The sequence below is a fragment of the Methylobacter sp. Wu1 genome (assembly GCF_036553575.1).
In the GTDB taxonomy this organism is placed as follows: Bacteria; Pseudomonadota; Gammaproteobacteria; order Methylococcales; family Methylomonadaceae; genus Methylobacter.
This window is the reverse complement of sequence record NZ_JAZHOC010000049.1, coordinates 20,799-41,106: the sequence shown is the minus strand read 5'-3', so window position 1 is coordinate 41,106 and position 20,308 is coordinate 20,799. Positions and strand designations below refer to the sequence as shown.

Below are 20,308 nucleotides of genomic sequence, written 5' to 3'. Positions count from 1 at the left end.
CGCCCGGAACTATCTGTTGCGCAATTAACACTAATTTAAATTTTTCTATGGAACTATTAAATCTTGCACGACAATCGATTCTGACGCCGGCCGGTATACAGGATGGCGATATCGAAAAAATCATGAGCCAGCTGCTCAGCGCGCCGGTTGATGCGGCGGACATTTATTTTCAGTCCAGCCATTTCGAATCCTGGATCATGGAAGGCGGCATTATTAAAGAAGGCAGCCATAACATTGCGCAGGGCGCCGGCGTGCGTGCCGTATCGGGTGAGAAAACCGGTTTTGCCTACAGTGACCGGATTGAGTTGCCGGTACTGCTCGAGGCGGCCAACAACGTTAAAGCCATCGTCCGGCAGGGACAGGAAGCGAAAGTCGGCATCGTGAAAGCGGCTGAATGGCCGCTCTACTATGCGCCGCTGAACCCGTTAAAATCCCTGGCTGATCAGCAAAAGATCGATTTGCTGCGCAGAGTCGACATTGAAACCCGCAAGCTGGACAGCCGCATTGAAGAAGTCATCGTCAGCCTGGTCGGCGTCCATGACAGTATTCTGGTCGCCAATCAGGACGGTTCGCTGGCGGCCGATGTCCGGCCGTTGGTGCGTATGAATGTCACCGTGATCGTACAGGTAGGCGGCCGCCGCGAACAGGGCAGCATGGGCGGCGGCGCGCGCAGCGATTACAGCGGATTCATCGACCAAGACAAGGCGCTCGAATACGGCAGGGAGGCGGTCAGACAGGCGCTGGTCAATCTGGATGCGGTCGAGGCGCCGGCCGGGAACATGACTGTTGTGCTGGGGCCGGGCTGGCCCGGCATTCTGCTTCATGAAGCGATAGGGCACGGCCTAGAAGGCGATTTCAATCGTAAAGGCACCTCCGCATTCAGTGGCCGGGTCGGCCAGCGCGTTGCCTCCGATTTATGCACCGTCGTCGATGACGGCACGCTGCCAAACCGGCGAGGCTCATTGAGCATCGATGATGAAGGTACGCCGACCGAAAAAACCGTATTGATTGAAAACGGCATTCTGAAAGGCTATATGCAGGATAAGCTCAACGCCCGCCTGATGGGCGTCAAGCCAACCGGCAACGGCCGCCGTGAGTCCTACGCGAATCTGCCGATGCCGCGCATGACCAATACCTATATGCTGCCAGGACCCCATGATCCCGAAGAAATCATACGATCGGTCAAAAAAGGCCTCTACGCGAAGAATTTCGGCGGTGGCCAGGTCGACATCACGTCCGGCAAGTTCGTATTTTCAGCCAGCGAAGCCTATCTGATCGAGGATGGAAAAATCATGCAGGCCGTCAAAGGCGCGACCCTGATCGGCAACGGCCCCGATGTGCTGACCAAGGTATCCATGGTCGGCACCGATCTGGAACTGGACAGCGGCGTCGGCACCTGCGGCAAGGACGGCCAGAGCGTACCGGTCGGCGTCGGCCAGCCTACGCTGAAAATCGACGGGTTGACTGTCGGCGGCACCAACGTTTAGATAAACGATTTGAATTTATAGCGGCCGCGAAGGTCATGAAAGCATCTCGTATTCTTTGCGGTGAATACAGATGGTACTTTTAGGCGCTTAAACCTAAACAACAATAGCTTAAGAGAATATGTTGCAGACCCAGGAAGAAATCAGCCGATTAAAAACGATTGTTCAGTCCATACTGGATGAGGCTAAAAATCAGGGAGCCAGCGCGGCCGAGGCGGGCTTGAGCCAGGAAAGCGGCTTATCCGTAACGGCTCGCCTTGGCGATGTCGAAACGATAGAGCATCATCGCGACCAGGGGCTTGGCGTAACCGTCTACTTCGGTCAGCGAAAAGGTTCTGCCAGCTCGTCGGATCTGTCGCCGGCATCGATCAGGGAAACCGTCAGCGCGGCTTGCAGTATTGCCCGCTATACCAGCGAAGACGAATATGCCGGCTTGCCCGAGAAAGAACAGTTGGCGATTGACTTTCCGGATCTGGATCTTAATCATCCGTGGGATTTGCGCGCCGATGAAGCCATCGCGCTGGCTATCGAGTGCGAAAATGCCGCCCGCGGCTATCATGCGGAAATCAGCAATTCCGAAGGTGCCTCGGTCAATACCCATCAAGGCATCCGGGTCATGGGCAATACGCTGGGCTTTCTGCAAGGTTATGCCTCGACCCGCCACTCGTTGAGCTGTTCGGTATTGGCGCAGCGCGGCGACAGCATGCAGCGCGATTACTGGTATACGGTAGCCAGGGATGCGCAAAATCTCGAACCGGCCGTGGCTGTCGGCAGAAAATCCGCCGAACGGGCTTTGCGGCGCTTGCAGGCGCGCAGTCTGAGCACCCGGCAATGCCCGGTCATGTATGCGGCCGAGGTGGCTTCAGGCCTTCTGGGCTCGTTTATGAGTGCGATCAGCGGCGGCAATTTGTACCGCAAATCATCATTCCTGCTGGATGCGCTTGACGCGCAGGTTTTTCCCGAATTTATCCGTATTCACGAGCAGCCGCATTTAAAAGGCGCTCTGGGCAGCGCCAACTATGATGGCGAAGGCGTCGCTACTCAAACGCGTGATATTGTCAGCGGAGGCATTCTGCGCGGCTATGTGCTAAGCACTTATTCGGCCCGCAAGCTTGGCATGCGCAGTACCGGCAATGCCGGCGGCGTGCACAATTTGACGATAGACCCCGGCGAACACGATTATCAGGGTATGCTGAAGCAACTGCATACCGGCTTGCTGGTGACCGAGCTGATGGGGCAGGGCGTCAATATGGTAACAGGCGATTACTCGCGCGGCGCCGCCGGGTTCTGGGTCGAAAACGGCGAAATACAATATCCGGTCGAGGAAATCACGATCGCCGGAAATCTGAAAGACATGTACAAGAATATTGTAGCTATCGGCAACGATGTCGATTACCGCGGCAATATCCGTACCGGTTCAATACTGGTTGAACGGCTATCTATTGCCGGGCAATAAACCATTGGACTGACAGGGCGATGTACTTATCGCCCTGTTCGGATCAAAGGCTTTTTACAATATCTTCTATCAGCTGCGGTCCTTTATAGATAAGACCGCTGTATATCTGCACCAGACTCGCGCCTGCTGCTATTTTCTCCTGGGCGTCGGCCGCGCTCAAAATGCCCCCGGCCGCTATAATCGGGCAGCGGCCGTTCAGTTCGGCGGCCAGTTCGCGCACGACTGCAGTTGATTTGCCCTTGACCGGCGCGCCGCTCAATCCGCCAGTCTCATGCGCCAACGGATGGCCTGCAATCGCATCGCGCGCAATAGTGGTATTGGTGGCGATGACGCCATCGATTGCAAATTCCAGCAACAGCCGGGCAATATGGCCGATTTCATCGGTCGTCAGGTCCGGCGCGATTTTCAGCACCAACGGCACGTATTTTCCGTGTTCCTGTTGCAGCTTGATCTGTTCTTCCTTTAACGCGGAAATTAGACTTTTGATCTCATCACCTTGCTGCAATTGGCGCAGATTCTTCGTGTTTGGAGATGAAATATTGATCGTGATGTAACTGGCCGAGCTATAGGCTTTGCGCAAGCCGATTAGATAATCGTCGACGGCGTTCTCGATCGGCGTGTCGAAATTCTTGCCGATATTAATGCCCAATATGCCGGTATAACGGCTTTGTTTCACCTGCGCCAGCAAATGCTCGATGCCATGATTGTTAAAGCCCATGCGGTTTATGATGGCCTGGTGTTCGGGCAATCTGAACAGCCGCGGCTTCGGATTGCCGGGTTGCGGCCTCGGCGTCACGGTGCCTATTTCCACAAAGCCGAAGCCTAAAGCGACCAAACTGTCCAGATAGTCGCCATTCTTGTCCAGGCCTGCCGCCAGACCGACAGGATTTTTGAATTCCAGTCCCATAACCGTGACCGGCTTATCTTCGATAGACGGATAGATCAGTTTCGATAAACCGGATGCATATGCCGTATTTAACAGTTTCAGTGTGACTTCATGAGCGGTTTCCGGATCAAGCGAAAATAACAGAGGGCGGAGCAGGGGGTAAAGATTCATAGGATGTGTTAGCGCTTCGGGCAAATAGGTTTAATAAAAATCCGTAGAATGATCGGTTGGTTAATGCGGGCTCGATAATTTGTAAGGCCCTGGCGATACGGCTGCAGGCCGATCCAGGATCAGGTCGACCATCAGTTGCGCCGATGCCGGCCCCATCGCCAGTCCGTTCCTGAAATGGCCGGCATTCAGGCTTAAATTGACGATTTCAGGGTGTTTATCGATATAGGGTATGCCATGCTCAGTGCCCGGCCTTAAGCCGGCCCAATGGTTTATCACTGGATACTTTTCAAGTGCGGGTAGCAAGTTTATTGCGAAGCTTTCCAACCGATTTCTGGCTTCCATCGTCGTGGTTTTGTTGAAGTCATCCTGTTCCACGGTGCTGCCCGCCAGGATTTTTCCGTCCAGGCGCGGAATCAGGTATTGGTCTTCGTCCAGCACCATATAGGGTAGCGTGTCCGGCTTGGCGTCGAACAGCAGCATTTGGCCTTTGACAGGCGCGATTTTAGGCGCATGGCCAATAGACGGAAAAAACTGCCGAAACAGTTGTCCGGTCCAGGCGCCTGCGCAAATAATCAATTGATTGACGGCGAACTGGCCGGCGCTGGTGGCGATGGCGGTAATGCGGTTTTGTTCCAGGGTAACGTTTTTCAGCTCGCACTGCTCAATCAGGCGGACGCCTTTGTTGATCAGATCCTGTCTTAATGATTTGACCAGACGGGGGTTGCGTGCCTGCGCAATATCAGGCAGCCAGAGCGGATTCTCAGGCTGCGTATTGATCAGATTAAAAAAATCGGCGCTGGCTGGTTCAAAACGGACGCTATTAGTGCGGCACCAGTCGGTGGCGGCTGTAATATCAGGATTTTTTGTCATCAGCAGCCCGCATGGATTCCATTCCGGGTCTATCTGGGTTTCGGCTTTCAGTTGCGAAGCCAGCACAGGATACAAGCTCAGGCTTTGTATGATCAGGCGCGTAATCGCATCCGACTGGCGCCATGGATAAAGCGGCAGCAAAATTCCTCCGCCAGCCCATGAGGATTCCTGACCGATCCGGTTTTTTTCGATAACGGTCACTGTAGCGCCGGCGTGGAAAAACTCGCGAGCTGTTAAAAGGCCGATAACACCGCCGCCTATAATAGTAATATCCGTGATTTTGTTCATAAGGTAAAAGTATATAGAGAAGCAAAAATGCTTCTGACGAGAAATGTTTGCATTATAACTTACCCAAAAAATTGCGCAGCACAGTAGAAAATTAACTCGAACTTAAGAGGATACATTTGGACAAATCTGTTGCTTTTTACAGACAAAACAATAAATAAAATAAATTTTTTTTTATTAGTTTTTGATTTTTAAGGATTTTTATTTATTAAAAAAATGACGTTAAAACTTGTAGGGAATCAGTTTTACTGCTATATTTAGGCTGTGAAAAAGGCTTTGTTGTAAGAAGGCAAATTTAATAAGAAATAACAACCACCTCACGAGGGGGAACAATGACATTTACAAAAACTAAATTAGCGCTGGGTATTGCTACAGCAACTTTAACTATGGCGGGTGCTCTGGTTTCTCCACAGGCAGCCGCTCACTCTAAAGCTCAGCGTGTTGCTGAGAGCGCCAACAGCAGAACTGAGGCGTTAGAGGCCCAAATGAACCAGATGCAACAGATGATGCAGTCCATGCAGGCTGAACTGGATCGCGTCAGATCTGAAGCAGCCCGTCCTTCTGAAGATTCAGCAAAGGTTCAGGAACTGGATCAATGGATGGCATCTCAGAAAGCTCTGCCGGCAGAAAAAGAACACCACGATAACACTTTGTTCTTCCGTGGCGGTTTTGCTCACTCTGATCAAGCCAGAAACGGTGTTTCCATTCAAAGCAATGTAGTGCCTATTGTTGCACAAGATCAGGCTGACACCGATGCATGGTATATCGGCGCCGGTTTTGACTTCAGCTTGACTGACGATGTCTGGGGTATGATGGACAATACTCAAGTGCTGGCTGAGTTGATGTTCGAATACAAAGAGTTTGGTGGTCATGTTGCTGGCAACGGTATAGCTCAGAACCCAACTGCTTTAGTTGCAGCTGGTACACCTCGTAGCGTTACAGTTAACCAGTTGACATTGACAGCGGCGCCTAAAATCAAATTCATGAAAGATAGTGCTTTCAGACCTTGGATAATTCCTATCGGTTTAGGCCTGCACGTTGTGAGCCCACCATCTGAGTCTATTACCGTACTGAACCCAGGCTTGATGTTCGGCGGTGGTGCGGATTACAAAATCTGGAAAGACATTTATATCGGTGCTGATGCCCGCTATCACTTAACTGGTGGCGCTGCTGACGGCGTAAATACAGATGGTTATACCGCCGGCGGTTACATTGGCCTGGGCTTCTAAGCTAGACGCTTAAAAGTTAGTCTGATAAAAGCATCCGGAAGGGTTAAAGGGAGGGGAATTACCCCTCCCTTTTTTTATGCATGGATAAAAATAAGCGCAAGATGAAGCGCTCAAGGTAAAATAGCATTTTTTCCGGTTTCTGCACTGCAGAAGCCGAGCCAAGTTAATGCTATATGCCATGAAATTTCTTTATCCTGAAATCCTGCCTTACCAAACATTTTTTTTGGACACAGGCGGTAAGCATTCCATTTATGTAGAACAATCCGGCAATCCAGACGGTCTGCCCGTGATTTTTTTGCATGGTGGACCGTGTTCGGGCACCAAACCCGATCACCGGCGTTTTTTTAATCCTGAAAAATACCGCATTATCCTTTTTGACCAACGCGGCTGCGGCCAGTCTTTGCCGTTCGGCGAACTGGAAGGCAATACTACACAGGATTTAATCGATGACATGGAGCGTATCCGCAAACGGCTTAGCATTGATCAATGGCTGTTGTTTGGCGGTTCCTGGGGCGGCGCGCTGGCATTGCTGTATGCCCAGCAGCATGTCGATAAAGTGATGGGCATGATAATCCGCGGCGTGTTTCTGGCAAGACAGCAAGATCTGGATTGGTTCGCCAAATCAGGCGCAGGGTTGATTTATCCCGAGCAATGGCAGCATCTGCTTGAAAGTATCCCCGAGCCGAGCCTTACAAATCCGATACAAGGGATATGCGATGCATTATGGGGTGATGATGAGGTAGCAAAACGCCGTGTCACAAAGGAATGGATGGCCTGGAGCGGGCAGGTGGCGCTAGGCGCGGATTATCGACCTAATCATGAAACCGATCATGTTACGGAAAAAATGGTCAAACAGGTGAGCATGGAAATGCATTATGCTCATAACCGCTATTTTATTCGCGAGAACCAGATTCTGGAAAACTGTGACAGGTTGCACCCGATTCCAACCGTGATCATTCATGGCCGTAATGACTTGGTATGCCCTATGGAGGCCGGCATGAGGCTGCATCAGGCATTGCCTGAGGCTGAATATATCGTCCTGCCCAATGCCGGGCATGTCGCTCAGGGCGAAGAAATGATCGATGCGCTGGTTTCCGCGACCGATAAGTTTGCTGAGAAGCAGGTCTTTAAACTGAACGGACATGAATAAAAAACGTTTGATTATCGCCATGACCGGCGCCACCGGCGCGATCTACGGCGTAAGAATGCTGCAGGTATTGCAGCAACAGGAAGATTGGGAAACACATCTGGTGATTTCATCAGCCGGTCTCGTGAATCTGAAGCACGAGCTGGATATGGGACGATCGGAATTGTATGAGCTGGCCGATGTGACGCATGGCATCGATGATATTGCCGCCAGTATCGCCAGCGGCGGCTTTAAAACGGAAGGCATGGTTATTGCGCCCTGTTCGATGAAAACGCTGGCTGCGGTCGCGCATGGTTTTGGCGACAACCTGATCTCGCGCGGGGCCGATGTGGTATTAAAAGAGCGGCGGCGGCTTGTGGTCATGCCCAGGGAAACACCGCTGAATCTGGTGCATATACGCAATATGGCTGTTGTGACCGAAATGGGTGGCATTATCTTTCCGCCGATGCCGGCTTTTTATAGCAAAACGGATTCGATGGCGGCGATGGTTGATGAAGCCGTGGGCCGGGTGCTGGATATGTTTGGCGTCAATGTGGAGGGATTGTATGAGCCCTGGCAGGGGCTGTAGCTTTAAAGCAGATTAATAGTCAGGACTTATGCAAGCCTGTGGGGGCGTCTTCGCCTAAAGCGCCCCTACAATGTGCAGTTTTTTACGACAAGATCCGCGAGTTTTTGCTGTTACGGAAAATCAGCGGTTTCTCATCAGCGGATAAGGCGCTGACTCTGGCCGAATCGATTGCCTTTTGAATGACGGCATGGTCCGGCGATTTGCTGCAGACCGGATCGGCATTGTACATGTCGCCCGATAACAGATAGGCCTGACAGCGACAGCCGCCGAAGTCTTTTTCTTTCTCATCGCAACTGCGGCAGGGCTCTTTCATCCATTCAAAGCCGCGGAAGAAATTGAACGCTTTCGATTCGTTCCAGATCTGCTCGATGCTGTGCTCTTTGACATTAGGGCAATCAAGGCCCGGCAGTTCGCGCGCGGAATGGCAAGGCAGCGCGACGCCATCCGGGGCGATAGTCAGGAATGTCGTGCCCCAGCCATTCATGCAGGCTTTGGGGCGATCTTCGTAAAAATCCGGTACCACATAGTAGATTTTCATTTTGCCGGCGACTTTTTCTTTAAAAGCCTGGGCGATTTGTTCGGCCTGCTCGAACTGTTCTTTGGTAGGCAACAGTAAGTCACGGTTGACATGCGCCCAGCCGTAATATTGTGTATTGGCCAGTTCCAGGTAGTCAGCGCCGAGTTCTTCGGCCATCTCCAGTATCTGCGGCATTTGATGGATATTTTCACGATGGATGACCACGCACAGCACCATCGGATAGCCGTGCTTCTTGACCAGGCGCGCGACTTCTCTCTTATGCTGATAGGACTCCGTGCCGGCCAGATGGTCGCTCAATTCCTGCGTACTGGCCTGAATGCTGACCTGGATATGATCGAGCCCCGCTTCCTTAAGCTGGATGATTTTTTCTTCGGACAATCCGTAGCCGGAAGTGATCAAGTTGGAATAATAGCCCAGTTCCCGCGCATGCCTGACCAGTTCGGTAAGGTCTTTGCGAGTCAGCGGTTCGCCGCCCGAAAAGCCCAACTGCACCGCGCCCATTTTGCGAGCCTGCGTCAGTACGCGTTTCCAGTCTTCCGTCGCCAGTTCGGACTGATGCTTCGCGTAATCGATCGGATTGGAGCAGTAAGGGCATTGCAGCGGACAGGCATAAGTGAGTTCCGCCAGCAGCCAGCGGGGCGGCGTAATCTTAGTTTTGTTGAATCCAGCCATTTTTTAAAGCGACTTCCAGAAAAGTAGTGATATCTTTGGTAAGACCCGTCGTGGCGAATTTCTGTTCCAGTTCGGCTACGATTTGGGTGAGATTGCGCGTGCCGTCGCACAATTTCAGTATTTCCGCAGAACTCTGGTTAAGTTCCACCATGCCTTCCGGATAGAGAATAACATCTTTCTGCTGAGCTTCTTCCCATTGCAATCTGTGCAGGGGCGAAAACTTGAAAAGGAGATCGGGATTGATAGTCATTATGATCGTTCGGTAGCGATGGGTCACGAGAAGGAGAATGGGAAATTATCTCGTCATTACCCTGAAAGAGCCGCAGAGGACACAGAATTTTCAACATTAAGTGCTTTTTCTGTGCCTCTGCGGTGAAAATAAGTTAATAGCTCTTATGCTTCAATATTATAGTATGGCGGCATATTATTAATGTAGGCCATATACATCGCATCGGCCATGGTCCAGAGCACATCCAGTTTAAACTTCAGGATTTGGATCATGCGTTCTTGTTGCTCGCGGGTTTTATACCAGTCCAACGTGATTGCCAAACCATGCTCGACATCGCGCCGCGCTTCTGTCAGGCGCTTGCGGAAATAGGTATAACCTTCTTTTTCTACCCAGGGATAATGCTCAGGCCAGTTGTCGAGGCGTTGCTGATGAATTTTGGGCGCAAACAGCTCAGTCAGCGATGAGCTGGCCGCTTCATGCCATTCAGCTCTGCGTGCAAAGTTCACATAGGCATCGACAGCAAAACGAACTCCCGGCAGGACATATTTTTGCGAGGTGATTTCTTCGCGCGTCAAGCCGACCGCTATGCCCAGTTGTACCCAAGCCTCGATGCCGCCTGGATCGCCAGGGTGGCCGTCATGGTCCAGAATGCGCTGAACCCAGAGTGCGCGTGTCTCGCGGTCCGGGCAGTTTGCTAAAATATTGGCGTCTTTAATGGGAATGCAGACCTGGTAATAATAACGGTTGGCAACCCAGCCTTGCAGTTGTTCTTTAGTGAGTTTGCCTTCATTCATCAGGGTGTGATAAGGGTGATGAATGTGGTAATACCTTTCCATGCCCCGCAGTTGGGCTTCAAACTCTTCTTTGGTCCACGCTTGATTGTCAGAGCAGCTCATAATGTACCTTCTATAAATCAATTTCTAATCCGTCGTAAGCGACCTCAATGCCGGCCGCATCGAGCATTTTGCGAGGCTCGGAATCTTCGTCCAGTATCGGATTCGTGTTGTTGATATGGATCAATATTTTGCGGGCTTTTTTGACGCCGCTTAACACTTCTATCATGCCGCCCGGGCCGGATTGAGGCAAGTGGCCGATTTCACGCGCTTTTTTAAGGCTGATATTTTGCGTGCACATTTCGTCCTCTGTCCAGAATGTGCCGTCCACCATCAGGCAGTCCGCAGCTTGCATGGCGGCCATGACATGCGGTTCGATTTCGCCCAAGCCTGGAGAATAAAATAATTTTTTGCCAGTGGAGATCTGCTCGACAATAACGCCGATATTGTCGCCTTCGTGCGGGTCATGCCGATGCGGCGAGTAAGGGGGTGCTTTGCTTTTTAAAGCCTGAGTGTAAAAACGTAAGTCATCAATGCCCGGAATGGTGAAGCTGCTGCCGTCGACGGGAACCGGATGATGATTGACGGTGCAGTAATCAGCCAACATGTTGAACAAAGGAAAGCCTGTGGTCAGGTCCTGTTTGACCATATCGGTACAATAGACTTCCAGCGGCTTGCCTTCTCTAAGCATGAGCAGGCCAGTGGTGTGATCAATCTGGCTGTCGATCAGCATAATAGCTTTGATGCCGGTATCGCGGATGCCTTCTTTAGGCTGGATGGCAGGGAAGGCTTCCAATTGCGCGCGAATATCGGGCGAGGTATTGAACAGTAGCCAGTTTCTGTTATCGGTGCTTACGGCAATGGATGATTGGGTGCGGGCTTTGCCGTTCATTTGATTGTGGCGCAAGCGGTGACAATTATGGCAATTGCAGTTCCATTGAGGAAAACCGCCGCCAGCGCCTGAACCTAAAACTCTGATTTTCATAGTTTGGACGGTATTTGAAAAAAGCTGTGAAGAAACGAATGATACGGGAATAAAGACAAGCAGGCAAAAAAAAGGGGCTCATGCGAAGCCCCTTTTTACTCTGAACCGAATGGATTAACGGTTATAGATATACATTGTTACTTCGAAACCGAAACGCAGGTCTGTGTAACTTGGTGTTTCCCATTTCATCGTATTAACCTCCAGAAGTTTTTTATGTTATAGGCTAGCTTGATCAAGTAAGCTGGCCCGAAGTATACGATGAACCGTTTTTTTACGCAACTTTTGGCGGGAGGCGTTTGTCTCCTACGGAATTCAATCATTGGTTGAAACCGATAAAAAACAATTAAATTCGTCAGATTTTTAATTGATTTGTTCGGGGTGTTTTTTTCTTGTAAGAGAGTATTATCCAATTTCACCTAAAAATAATAATAGATATTGATAAAATCATGAGGAGGTGTTATGAGTGGAGTCATTGTGCTGTTTTTGGGCATGATTATTCTTGCGGCGTTTTCTTTTGCGCCATTGGGTTATTTCATTTACAAGTTTTCGCAGAAAAACGCCAAGCCTTTCGGTGAAACCGAACCGCATGGCGACAGCCCGTCTGTGATAAATGATCTAGCGGAGAGAGCAATTAGTTTAGCTAAGGGGTTGCTTAGCAAAAAATAATATTTCATTTTGGACTTTCCGGATGCTCCTGGAGGTCCGGAAAGTCCTTCTCCAGCCATAAAATTCAGACAGCACTGCAGGTCGGGCAGTTAGGGTTTTTTCGCAATTTCATGGTGTTAAATTCCATTGTATAGCCGTCGACCAACAGTAACCGGCCGGTCAGCGTTTCCCCGATATTCATAATCAGCTTCATGGCTTCCAGCGCTTGAATGCTGCCGATAATGCCCGTAATAGGCGCTATCACGCCATTGGTTGAGCAGGTCTGTTGCTCCTCACCGTCGTTACGATACAGACAGTTGTAGCAAGGGCTGTCATTCTTGCCCGGCGTAAATGCGGCTACTTGGCCTTCAAAGCGTATGGCTGCACCTGATACCAGCGGGGTTTTGTGTTTGACGCAGGCGTTGTTAATGGCAAAACGCGTTGAGAAATTATCAGAGCAATCCAGTACTACATCGGCCGACACCACAGCTTTTTCGAGCTGATCACCTTCCAGCCGCTTTTTAATAGCCTGCACGTTTATTTCCGGATTTAGATTTTTAAGTGTCCGCTGGGTTGAAATTACTTTATCAATCCCTATATCGCTGGTGTGATGAGCAATTTGCCTTTGTAGATTGGACAAGTCTACTTCATCATCATCATAAATTGTGATGCTACCGACACCGGCAGCGGCAAGATAGATTGACGCGGGAGATCCAAGGCCTCCGGCGCCAATAATCAGTATCCTGGCTTCCAGGAGTTTTTGCTGCCCTTCAATATCAATTTGAGGCAGCATGATTTGACGGCTATAGCGTAATAGTTGGTTGTCATTCATTAGTCGTGTGGTTTCCGTATAAGGATAAGAGATGATGCCAAAGAACTTGACAGTCTGCAAAAGCTGATTATTATTAGCACTCATTGCCAGAGAGTGCTAACAACTGGATTAACCTTTTATATTTAACTGTTAGGAGACATTAATGAAAATACGTCCGTTACACGATAGAGTGATTGTTAAACGTGTTGAAGAGGAAACAACCACCGCAGGTGGTATTGTTCTGCCTGGCTCTGCGGCAGAAAAACCAAGCCAAGGCGTGGTTTTGGCCGTAGGTAACGGTAAAGTGCTGGATAACGGCGATGTTCGTCCATTGGATGTTAAAGTCGGCGATAAAGTACTGTTTGGCAAATATGCCGGCAACGAAGTTAAAGTTGACGGTGAAGAGCTTATCGTTATGCGTGAAGAAGACATCATGGGCGTTTTAGCTTAAGCCCGAGTCTTACTTAATCACAATCATTTTTAACATAACAAATTAAGGAATAAAAATGGCAGCAAAAGACGTATTATTTGGCGATGACGCGCGTAGCCGCATGGTGAGAGGCGTTAACATTTTAGCAAACGCAGTAAAAGTAACATTGGGCCCTAAAGGCCGCAATGCGGTACTGGACAAAAGCTTCGGTGCACCGACCATTACTAAAGACGGTGTATCGGTTGCGAAAGAAATCGAGTTGAAAGACAAATTCGAAAACATGGGCGCGCAAATGGTTAAGGAAGTAGCTTCAAAAACTTCCGATGTAGCCGGCGACGGTACAACCACTGCGACTGTATTGGCCCAAGCTATCGTTAATGAAGGTCTGAAAGCTGTTGCCGCCGGCATGAATCCAATGGATCTGAAACGCGGTATCGATTTGGCTGTATCTAAAGCAGTTGAGTCTATAGTAGCTTCAGCTGCGCCTTGCACAGATAACAAAGCCATTGCGCAAGTGGGTACTATCTCTGCAAACTCTGACGAGTCTGTAGGCCAGATCATTGCTGAAGCGATGGAAAAAGTCGGCAAAGAAGGCGTAATCACTGTTGAAGAAGGTTCAGGTCTGGACAACCAGCTGGATGTCGTAGAAGGCATGCAGTTCGACCGCGGTTACCTGTCTCCTTACTTCATCAACAACCAGGACAGCATGAGCGCTGAACTGGACAATCCGTTCATCCTGCTGTACGACAAAAAAATCTCCAACATCCGCGACATGTTACCGGTACTGGAAGGCGTTGCGAAATCCGGCCGTCCATTATTGATCATCGCTGAAGATGTGGAAGGCGAAGCGTTGGCGACTCTGGTGGTCAACACGATTCGTGGCATCGTTAAAGTTGCTGCGGTTAAAGCGCCGGGCTTCGGTGATCGTCGTAAAGCCATGTTGGAAGATATTGCTGTTCTGACAGGTGGTACTGTGATTTCTGAAGAAGTCGGTCTGTCTCTGGAAAAAGCGGAACTCGACTTGTTAGGTACTGCTAAAAAAGTACAAGTCGGCAAAGAAAACACCACGGTTATTGATGGCGCGGGTTCTGAAGAAAGCATCAAAGGCCGAATTGCGCAAATTCGCAAACAGGCTGAAGAAGCCACTTCCGATTATGATAGAGAAAAATTGCAAGAGCGTCTGGCTAAATTAGCCGGTGGCGTTGCTGTTATTAAAGTCGGTGCGGCGACTGAAGTTGAAATGAAAGAGAAAAAAGCACGCGTTGAAGATGCGCTGCACTCTACCCGTGCAGCGGTTGAAGAAGGCGTCGTTGCAGGCGGCGGTACCGCTCTGGTTCGCGCATTGAAAGCCCTGGAAGGTCTGAAAGGCGTCAACCACGATCAGGACGTTGGCATCAACATTCTGCGCCGTGCAATGGAAGAGCCGTTACGTCAAATCGTTGCCAACGCCGGTGATGAATCGTCTGTGGTGCTGAACGAGGTTGCTAAAGGCACAGGTAACTACGGTTATAACGCAGCAACTGCCCAGTACGGCGATATGATCGAAATGGGTATTCTGGACCCGGCTAAAGTAACCCGTTTTGCGCTGCAAAATGCTGCTTCTATTGCAAGTCTGATTATTACTACGGAAGTCATGGTTGCTGATGCGCCGGTTGAAGAAAAAGGCCATGGCATGCCGGATATGGGCGGCATGGGTGGCATGGGCGGTATGGGCGGCATGATGTAATCATGCTGTCTTAAAGCCTGTCGCTTTAAGCAAGCCCCGGCTGTTTTTAATAGCCGGGGCTTTTTTATAACTAGAGTTTTCGCGAAAGGTCGGCTTCAGGCTCTGCGATCGGGTTAGGAAGTCCTTTCTGAGCTAAATGATGTTGTTGTAGAAAATTCAATAAGCTCAAGCGATTATTTTGAAGATGAAAAGTCTGGTCATGACCGGCTTCCGATTGGACCATTATTTTGGGCTGTCTTGCTGCCTGATAAAGTTTTTGTCCTTGCGAAAAAGGCACGATTGAATCTTGGCTGCCATGAGCCAGCAATAATGGAACGGGCGCGATATCGGCAATGACATCAATCGGGTTATAGGGATAGTCCATCATGGCCGCTGCAGGATACTGGAATGGCCAGCTGAGCCAGTTTGAGGCGGACACATGACGAACGATTTCAAAATAACTGCTGAATGCCGAATCACTGACAATACCGGCAAGATGCCGTTTAGCTTTTGGATTGGTTGCAGCAAAGTAGATGCCCAGGCTGGCGCCTATGCTTTGGCCCAGCAAAAAAATGGGTTTATGGTCGGCATGATCCAGCAGCCAATTGAAGCCCGCTTCAATATCCCAAAAAACTTCCGGCAGACGAGGGGCGCCATCCGATCGGCCAAAGCCTCTGTAATCAATTAGGAAAACCTGATAACCATGCTGCGGCAGCCACGCTACGTTCTGCACATGGGTGCTGATGTTTTGGGCATTGCCGTGCAGAAAATAGATACTGCCTTTCAACTCGCCTTGCGCAGGTAAAAGCCAGCCGTATATTTTCAGGCCGTCCTTGGCTTCCAACTGAACATCCTGATAGGCGAGCCCTAGCTTTGCAGGCGTTCTGACTAATGCTTTATCCGGGTAAAACATCAGGCCGGAACAAGCTTGCAGCGTGTATGAGAAAATAATGAGGCTGATGATTTTAGATACTCTTTTGATAGCCATCAGAAGCAATACCTGTAGGATTACTGGGCCTGAAGCTTTCATAGCGAAATTATGATCCAGACCCAATTGAGAAAGAGAGAAGCCGTCTACATTTTTCGATTCAAAGGCAAGCTAACTGGTTCCCAATAATGAGCAAAATAGTCGGCTGAGTGTGATTTCCAGACTTGGGTCTATCTCAGCAAAAAAATTGCTATGATCCAGATGAGTATCAATGAGCAATAGCTCAAGCTGTTGTTGAATAAGACGCGAGATAGGCTGGTTTCAGCGCTATCTGTGGAGTGGAAAATTTACCCAGGCAGCGCCAGGAAGTGGTTTGACAGGCCGCTCTGTGGCCGGGAGTCACTATTGTGAGTACAGATGATGAAGCGATTATGCGGGACAGTTAGTCAGTTGGCACATTTATAATAGCCTTGGCTTGCGCGTCAGCGTGATAAGACGACCTGACTAATGGTGCGCTGGCAACTTGTTTAAAGCCCAATGCCTTTGCCATAACGGCATATTCCTCAAATTGTTCCGGAGTAATATAGCGCTTGACCGGCAAATGGGCTTTGCTGGGCTGCAGGTATTGGCCCAGGGTCAGCATGGAGCAGCCGTGATCCAGTAAATCTTTCATGACCTGATGGACTTCATGAGGCTCCTCTCCAAGGCCGAGCATCAGTCCGGATTTGGTAGGGGTCTGAGGCTGAGCATCGCTATATTTTTGAAGCAATTGCAATGAACCTGAATAGTCGGCGCCGGGGCGAGCCTGCTGGTACAGCCTGGGAACCGTTTCCAGGTTATGGTTGAAGACATCACAGGGCTGTCCGGCCAATATTTCAACGGCTTTATCCATGCGGCCGCGAAAGTCAGGCACCAGAATTTCGATTTTGGTTGTGGGAATCAATTGCCGAATCGCGCCAATACAGTCAGCAAAGTGGCCAGCGCCGCCGTCTTTCAGATCGTCCCGATTTACCGAAGTGATGACGACATATTTCAAGGCCAATGCCTGAACCGCCTGAGCCAGATGTTGGGGCTCTTCTTTGTCGAGCGCCAATGGTTTGCCGTGGGCAACATCGCAGAACGGGCAGCGGCGCGTGCATAAATCACCCATGATCATGAAGGTCGCTGTACCGTGCTGAAAGCACTCGGAGAGATTGGGGCAGGCGGCTTCCTCGCAGACCGTATGCAGCTGGTTCTGGCGCAATAGCTGTTTTACCCGGCTGACTTCCTCGCTGGCCGATATTTTCATGCGTATCCATTCGGGTTTGCGCAGAGGAGTCTGGACCGGCTCGACTTTGATCGGAATCCTTGCCAGTTTTTCAGCATTGCGTTGGTGCGATTCGGGCGTGGAGCGGGAAGGCGCTTGATGAGTCATTTTTGTATAGCCGTGGTTATAGCCTGAATAACAGGGATGGCGAGTTCGGAATTGTTGACGGTGACGCCCAGATCAGCCAATTGGGTCACTTCCAGTTCAGGATAGCCGCAAGTATTGATGGAGTCAAAAGGACTCAAATCCATCTGGTTATTGAAGCTTAGGCCGTGATAGCTGCAGTTTTTCTTGATCCGTATGCCGAGCGAACCGATTTTTTTGCCGTCCACGTAGACGCCGGGCGCATCGGCTCTGGCAAACGCAGTAATGCCATAGCCCGCCAAAGTATCGATTATGGCTTGCTCCAGAATCGTCACCAATTGCCGGACGCCTATTTTTAGCCGTTTAATGTCCAGCAATGTATAAACGACCAATTGCCCTGGGCCGTGATAAGTAATTTGACCGCCCCGGTCGGAATGAATGACGGGGATGGTGCCTGCATCGAGCAGGTGCTCGGGCTTGCCGTTTATGCCCAGTGTATAAACGGGAAAATGCTCCACGACCCATATCTCATCGATCGTTTCCTCGGTACGATCCAGCGTGAACTGCTGCATAGCCTGCCACGTCGTCTCGTAATGTTGCAACCCCAGGTTTCGTATCGTTATCTGCATGGCGCTAAGTTAGGCTTTCGCCAGAGAGGCAGAGAATCCCGTATAGTAGAGTGCCAACCGTTTTTCTCTGCGTCTTTGTGGCTAAAAGTGTTGCCTGGACGGAGTTGTGAGCAAAGCATTGAGCCATGCTATGCCAGCTTACAATGCCATCAAAACATGCGGGCTGGCCGTCAAATCCTGATAGATGGCATCCAGCTGTTCCCGGCTGAACGCCTCTACCGTTACAGTGATGGCGGTGTAATTGCCGCCCTTGCTGGGACGCGATGTCACTGCGCCTTCTCTGAGGTCAGGACTGTGGCGACGGATAATTTCCACGATCAGCACATCAAGCTCGGGGCTGGTTCTGCCCATTACTTTGATAGCAAATTGGCAGGGAAATTCTAAAAGGGATTGTTCTTCGCTCATGACAGGGACTGCTTATAAGCTTGGAAAAGCCGATTCATGTTCTGCCATACCGGACCGGGCCTGCCGTCTGCCACTTTATGGGAGTCAAACTCTACAACCGGTATGATTTCACGCGTGGAACTGGTTAACCAGATCTCGCTGGCATTTTTTAAAGCTTCCAAGGCAATAATTTCCTCTCTGAAAGGAATGTTGTTTTGCTGTGCGATTTCCAGAATGACATCGCGGGTAATTCCCGGCAATATTTCGCAGCTTTTGGGCGGAGTAATCAGGATGCCATCGATCACCGCGAAAATATTGCTTGCCGCGCCTTCGGTCACATAGCCGTCTTTATTGACTAAGACAGCCTCGGCGCAGCCTTGTTCAACAGCCTGTTGCCTAAGAAGGATGTTAGCCAGCAGCGTGGTCGCTTTGACATGACACAGCTCCCAACGGCTGTCATCCAGGCTGATTGCCTTGACGCCGGTCTCCCGCCCTTCAAACGGCACTATATTTGAACACATGGCGAAAACGGTAGGCTCGGCCTTTTCCGGAAACGCATGGTCTCTTTTAGGCGCAACGCCGCGCGTAACCTGCAGATAAATATATTGATCCCCGCTAGGGCTCAGCAGTTCTGTCAGAATCTTCAGCCACTGCTCGCGGCTGTGAGGATTGGGCAGGCGGATATTGCTAAGGCTGTTTTCCAGTCGTTCCATGTGCTCCTGGAAGCGGAATAACTGGCCGTGATAGGCCGGGATGACTTCGTAGATGCCGTCGCCGAACAAAAAACCACGGTCCATAACCGATATTTTTGCTTCACTGAGAGGCAGGTATTGGCCGTTTAAATAAACCGTTTTATTTTCCATTATTTTTCCATTAACAGTAGAGCTTGATCGTAGATTCTTTGAAGAATATTGCCCTTCTCCACGGCTTTAAGCACTACCAGATCTTTAGTGGTAATCACTTCATTTGCCAGCGAGACTGTTACAGTGCCGAATTTTTCGCCTTCTTTTACTGGCGCGGTAATGTTTTTATCGACATTCATGACCGCTTTCAGGTCTTTATAGTGATGGCGTGGAACCGTAGCAAAAAGATCTTCTGTCAGACCGAGGGACACATTTTTGCTGTCGCCTCTCCATATTCTCGCTTCGGTTATAGGCGTTTTGGCCTGATAGAGCCGGTGCGATTCAAAAAAGCGGAATCCGTAATTAAGCAGGTTTTGATTTTCGTTAGCTCTGACATTAGAACTCGACGTCCCCATCACGACAGAGATCAATCGCATATTATCCCTTAATGCAGAAGCGACGAGGCAATAGCCGGCATCATCGGTAAAGCCGGTTTTAACACCATCCACTGTTGCATCGCGCCAGAGCAATTTATTGCGATTTTGCTGCGTGATCTTGTTATAAGTAAATTCCTTCTGTGAAAACCAGCGGTAGTACTCGGGAAATTCCTTGATTAGAGCGCGGGTCAGCGTCGCAAGATCGCGTGCCGTTGTGTAATGATCCGGGGCAGGCAGTCCGTCGCTGTTGACGAAATGGGTATTGACCATGCCCAGGCGTGCCGCATGCTGATTCATCATGTCGGCGAATGTCGTCTCATTGCCGCCTATATGTTCGGCTAAAGCGACGCTGGCATCATTGCCTGATTGAATGATTATGCCATGCAGCAAGTCTTCAATAGATACCTGATTATTGACTTCAAGAAACATGCGCGAGCCGGAAGTCTGCCAGGCTTTTTGGCTGATAGTGGCTTTGTCGTCGAGATGCAGGTGGCCGTTGCTGAGTTCCCGGAAGGCCACATAGACGGTCATGATTTTGGTGAGACTGGCCGGGGCTACCTTGGCGTCAGCGTTGCTTTCCGCCAGTACTCTGCCCGTGGCAAAATCCTGCAAAATATAAGCGCTTGCAGCAACAGTAGGCGCAGCCGGGGTTGCAATGTCCTCATCGGCTGAATTTGCCTGGAAAGCGGCAAGCAGTAAACCCAAAAATATAACAAAGTAGAAGCGGAAATAACTTTTTAAAAACATCATGATA

Annotated in this window: 22 protein-coding genes; 8 read left to right on the top strand and 14 right to left on the bottom strand. The window is 50.1% G+C overall.

Annotation, left to right across the window (positions count from 1 at the left end; genetic code table 11):
* Positions 1-47: 47 nt before the first annotated feature.
* Both tldD and pmbA read left to right on the top strand, forming a co-directional pair.
* On the top strand, positions 48-1,487 hold the full coding sequence (gene tldD, locus V2P20_RS08560) for a metalloprotease TldD (RefSeq protein ID WP_331817793.1): 1,440 nt from the start codon (positions 48-50) through the stop codon (positions 1,485-1,487).
* Between the two features lie 118 nt (positions 1,488-1,605).
* Positions 1,606-2,940, top strand: a complete 1,335-nt coding sequence (gene pmbA / locus V2P20_RS08555; protein ID WP_331817792.1) for a metalloprotease PmbA — start codon at positions 1,606-1,608, stop codon at positions 2,938-2,940.
* A 43-nt stretch (positions 2,941-2,983) separates the two neighbouring features.
* Here the strand turns inward: pmbA and V2P20_RS08550 are convergent, their stop codons facing one another.
* Both V2P20_RS08550 and thiO read right to left on the bottom strand, forming a co-directional pair.
* On the bottom strand, positions 2,984-3,997 hold the full coding sequence (locus V2P20_RS08550) for a quinone-dependent dihydroorotate dehydrogenase (RefSeq protein ID WP_331817791.1): 1,014 nt from the start codon (positions 3,995-3,997) through the stop codon (positions 2,984-2,986).
* A gap of 60 nt (positions 3,998-4,057) precedes the next feature.
* The gene (gene thiO, locus V2P20_RS08545) at positions 4,058-5,155 is read right to left on the bottom strand and encodes a glycine oxidase ThiO (protein ID WP_331817790.1); all 1,098 of its coding nucleotides are present in this window, start codon (positions 5,153-5,155) and stop codon (positions 4,058-4,060) included.
* 329 nt (positions 5,156-5,484) lie between these two features.
* Here thiO and V2P20_RS08540 point away from each other — a divergent pair, with 329 nt between their 5' ends.
* The 3 genes from V2P20_RS08540 (at position 5,485) to V2P20_RS08530 (ending at position 8,096) form a co-directional block, all read left to right on the top strand.
* Positions 5,485-6,381 carry a porin family protein gene (locus V2P20_RS08540; RefSeq protein WP_331817789.1) on the top strand — a complete coding sequence of 299 codons (897 nt, stop codon included), beginning with the start codon at positions 5,485-5,487 and terminating at the stop codon, positions 6,379-6,381.
* Between the two features lie 178 nt (positions 6,382-6,559).
* Entirely contained in the window at positions 6,560-7,531 is a 972-nt protein-coding gene (gene pip, locus V2P20_RS08535) for a prolyl aminopeptidase (protein WP_331817788.1), read from the top strand.
* Positions 7,524-8,096: a UbiX family flavin prenyltransferase gene (locus V2P20_RS08530; RefSeq protein WP_331817787.1), complete on the top strand. Its 573-nt coding sequence runs from the start codon at positions 7,524-7,526 to the stop codon at positions 8,094-8,096. Before pip ends, V2P20_RS08530 begins: the two co-directional genes overlap by 8 nt.
* An 82-nt stretch (positions 8,097-8,178) precedes the next feature.
* On the opposite strand, the gene pqqE is transcribed toward V2P20_RS08530, so the two are convergent.
* The 5 genes from pqqE to pqqA all read right to left on the bottom strand — a co-directional run bounded on the left by pqqE (position 8,179) and on the right by pqqA (position 11,542).
* Positions 8,179-9,306, bottom strand: a complete 1,128-nt coding sequence (gene pqqE, locus V2P20_RS08525) for a pyrroloquinoline quinone biosynthesis protein PqqE (RefSeq protein ID WP_331817786.1) — start codon at positions 9,304-9,306, stop codon at positions 8,179-8,181.
* The gene (pqqD, locus tag V2P20_RS08520; protein ID WP_331817785.1) at positions 9,284-9,556 is read right to left on the bottom strand and encodes a pyrroloquinoline quinone biosynthesis peptide chaperone PqqD; all 273 of its coding nucleotides are present in this window, start codon (positions 9,554-9,556) and stop codon (positions 9,284-9,286) included. Before pqqD ends, pqqE begins: the two co-directional genes overlap by 23 nt.
* A gap of 143 nt (positions 9,557-9,699) precedes the next feature.
* Complete coding sequence (pqqC, locus tag V2P20_RS08515) at positions 9,700-10,431, bottom strand: pyrroloquinoline-quinone synthase PqqC (RefSeq protein ID WP_331817784.1); 732 nt, start codon at positions 10,429-10,431, stop codon at positions 9,700-9,702.
* 10 nt (positions 10,432-10,441) lie between these two features.
* Entirely contained in the window at positions 10,442-11,353 is a 912-nt protein-coding gene (gene pqqB / locus V2P20_RS08510; protein ID WP_194969212.1) for a pyrroloquinoline quinone biosynthesis protein PqqB, read from the bottom strand.
* A 114-nt stretch (positions 11,354-11,467) separates the two neighbouring features.
* A complete protein-coding gene (pqqA, locus tag V2P20_RS08505; RefSeq protein WP_006892363.1) occupies positions 11,468-11,542 on the bottom strand; it encodes a pyrroloquinoline quinone precursor peptide PqqA in 75 nt (24 codons plus the stop codon).
* 270 nt (positions 11,543-11,812) lie between these two features.
* On the opposite strand from pqqA, the gene V2P20_RS08500 reads away from it, so the two are divergent.
* The gene (locus tag V2P20_RS08500; RefSeq protein ID WP_331817783.1) at positions 11,813-12,019 is read left to right on the top strand and encodes a hypothetical protein; all 207 of its coding nucleotides are present in this window, start codon (positions 11,813-11,815) and stop codon (positions 12,017-12,019) included.
* Positions 12,020-12,083: 64 nt separating this feature from the next.
* Here V2P20_RS08500 and V2P20_RS08495 read toward each other — a convergent pair whose 3' ends face one another.
* Positions 12,084-12,830 (bottom strand): molybdopterin-synthase adenylyltransferase MoeB, encoded by a 747-nt coding sequence (locus tag V2P20_RS08495; protein ID WP_331817834.1) that lies wholly within the window; start codon positions 12,828-12,830, stop codon positions 12,084-12,086.
* A 142-nt stretch (positions 12,831-12,972) separates the two neighbouring features.
* Here V2P20_RS08495 and groES point away from each other — a divergent pair, with 142 nt between their 5' ends.
* A complete protein-coding gene (groES, locus tag V2P20_RS08490) occupies positions 12,973-13,260 on the top strand; it encodes a co-chaperone GroES (protein ID WP_268118373.1) in 288 nt (95 codons plus the stop codon).
* Positions 13,261-13,315: 55 nt separating this feature from the next.
* The gene (groL, locus tag V2P20_RS08485; protein WP_194969209.1) at positions 13,316-14,965 is read left to right on the top strand and encodes a chaperonin GroEL; all 1,650 of its coding nucleotides are present in this window, start codon (positions 13,316-13,318) and stop codon (positions 14,963-14,965) included.
* A gap of 70 nt (positions 14,966-15,035) precedes the next feature.
* Here groL and V2P20_RS08480 read toward each other — a convergent pair whose 3' ends face one another.
* The 6 genes from V2P20_RS08480 to V2P20_RS08455 form a co-directional block, all read right to left on the bottom strand.
* Positions 15,036-15,932 (bottom strand): alpha/beta fold hydrolase, encoded by an 897-nt coding sequence (locus V2P20_RS08480; protein WP_331817782.1) that lies wholly within the window; start codon positions 15,930-15,932, stop codon positions 15,036-15,038.
* 382 nt (positions 15,933-16,314) lie between these two features.
* On the bottom strand, positions 16,315-17,286 hold the full coding sequence (gene lipA, locus V2P20_RS08475) for a lipoyl synthase (protein WP_331817781.1): 972 nt from the start codon (positions 17,284-17,286) through the stop codon (positions 16,315-16,317).
* Positions 17,283-17,891: a lipoyl(octanoyl) transferase LipB gene (lipB, locus tag V2P20_RS08470; RefSeq protein ID WP_331817780.1), complete on the bottom strand. Its 609-nt coding sequence runs from the start codon at positions 17,889-17,891 to the stop codon at positions 17,283-17,285. Before lipB ends, lipA begins: the two co-directional genes overlap by 4 nt.
* Positions 17,892-18,029: 138 nt before the next feature.
* Positions 18,030-18,296 (bottom strand): DUF493 domain-containing protein, encoded by a 267-nt coding sequence (locus V2P20_RS08465; RefSeq protein WP_331817779.1) that lies wholly within the window; start codon positions 18,294-18,296, stop codon positions 18,030-18,032.
* Entirely contained in the window at positions 18,293-19,138 is an 846-nt protein-coding gene (locus V2P20_RS08460) for a D-amino acid aminotransferase (RefSeq protein ID WP_331817778.1), read from the bottom strand. The genes V2P20_RS08465 and V2P20_RS08460 overlap by 4 nt, the downstream gene beginning before the upstream one ends.
* Positions 19,138-20,304 (bottom strand): D-alanyl-D-alanine carboxypeptidase family protein, encoded by a 1,167-nt coding sequence (locus tag V2P20_RS08455; protein WP_331817777.1) that lies wholly within the window; start codon positions 20,302-20,304, stop codon positions 19,138-19,140. Before V2P20_RS08455 ends, V2P20_RS08460 begins: the two co-directional genes overlap by 1 nt.
* Positions 20,305-20,308: the final 4 nt, after the last annotated feature.

What these genes read in the sequence shown, in the direction of transcription:
- tldD (WP_331817793.1), top strand. Translation starts at nt 48, where the DNA reads ATGGAACTATTAAATCTTGCACGACAATCGATTCTGACGCCGGCCGGT.
- pmbA (WP_331817792.1), top strand. Translation starts at nt 1,606, where the DNA reads ATGTTGCAGACCCAGGAAGAAATCAGCCGATTAAAAACGATTGTTCAG.
- V2P20_RS08550 (WP_331817791.1), bottom strand. Translation starts at nt 3,997, where the DNA reads ATGAATCTTTACCCCCTGCTCCGCCCTCTGTTATTTTCGCTTGATCCG.
- thiO (WP_331817790.1), bottom strand. Translation starts at nt 5,155, where the DNA reads ATGAACAAAATCACGGATATTACTATTATAGGCGGCGGTGTTATCGGC.
- V2P20_RS08540 (WP_331817789.1), top strand. Translation starts at nt 5,485, where the DNA reads ATGACATTTACAAAAACTAAATTAGCGCTGGGTATTGCTACAGCAACT.
- pip (WP_331817788.1), top strand. Translation starts at nt 6,560, where the DNA reads ATGAAATTTCTTTATCCTGAAATCCTGCCTTACCAAACATTTTTTTTG.
- V2P20_RS08530 (WP_331817787.1), top strand. Translation starts at nt 7,524, where the DNA reads ATGAATAAAAAACGTTTGATTATCGCCATGACCGGCGCCACCGGCGCG.
- pqqE (WP_331817786.1), bottom strand. Translation starts at nt 9,306, where the DNA reads ATGGCTGGATTCAACAAAACTAAGATTACGCCGCCCCGCTGGCTGCTG.
- pqqD (WP_331817785.1), bottom strand. Translation starts at nt 9,556, where the DNA reads ATGACTATCAATCCCGATCTCCTTTTCAAGTTTTCGCCCCTGCACAGA.
- pqqC (WP_331817784.1), bottom strand. Translation starts at nt 10,431, where the DNA reads ATGAGCTGCTCTGACAATCAAGCGTGGACCAAAGAAGAGTTTGAAGCC.
- pqqB (WP_194969212.1), bottom strand. Translation starts at nt 11,353, where the DNA reads ATGAAAATCAGAGTTTTAGGTTCAGGCGCTGGCGGCGGTTTTCCTCAA.
- V2P20_RS08500 (WP_331817783.1), top strand. Translation starts at nt 11,813, where the DNA reads ATGAGTGGAGTCATTGTGCTGTTTTTGGGCATGATTATTCTTGCGGCG.
- V2P20_RS08495 (WP_331817834.1), bottom strand. Translation starts at nt 12,830, where the DNA reads ATGAATGACAACCAACTATTACGCTATAGCCGTCAAATCATGCTGCCT.
- groES (WP_268118373.1), top strand. Translation starts at nt 12,973, where the DNA reads ATGAAAATACGTCCGTTACACGATAGAGTGATTGTTAAACGTGTTGAA.
- groL (WP_194969209.1), top strand. Translation starts at nt 13,316, where the DNA reads ATGGCAGCAAAAGACGTATTATTTGGCGATGACGCGCGTAGCCGCATG.
- V2P20_RS08480 (WP_331817782.1), bottom strand. Translation starts at nt 15,932, where the DNA reads ATGGCTATCAAAAGAGTATCTAAAATCATCAGCCTCATTATTTTCTCA.
- lipA (WP_331817781.1), bottom strand. Translation starts at nt 17,286, where the DNA reads ATGACTCATCAAGCGCCTTCCCGCTCCACGCCCGAATCGCACCAACGC.
- lipB (WP_331817780.1), bottom strand. Translation starts at nt 17,891, where the DNA reads ATGCAGATAACGATACGAAACCTGGGGTTGCAACATTACGAGACGACG.
- V2P20_RS08465 (WP_331817779.1), bottom strand. Translation starts at nt 18,296, where the DNA reads ATGAGCGAAGAACAATCCCTTTTAGAATTTCCCTGCCAATTTGCTATC.
- V2P20_RS08460 (WP_331817778.1), bottom strand. Translation starts at nt 19,138, where the DNA reads ATGGAAAATAAAACGGTTTATTTAAACGGCCAATACCTGCCTCTCAGT.
- V2P20_RS08455 (WP_331817777.1), bottom strand. Translation starts at nt 20,304, where the DNA reads ATGATGTTTTTAAAAAGTTATTTCCGCTTCTACTTTGTTATATTTTTG.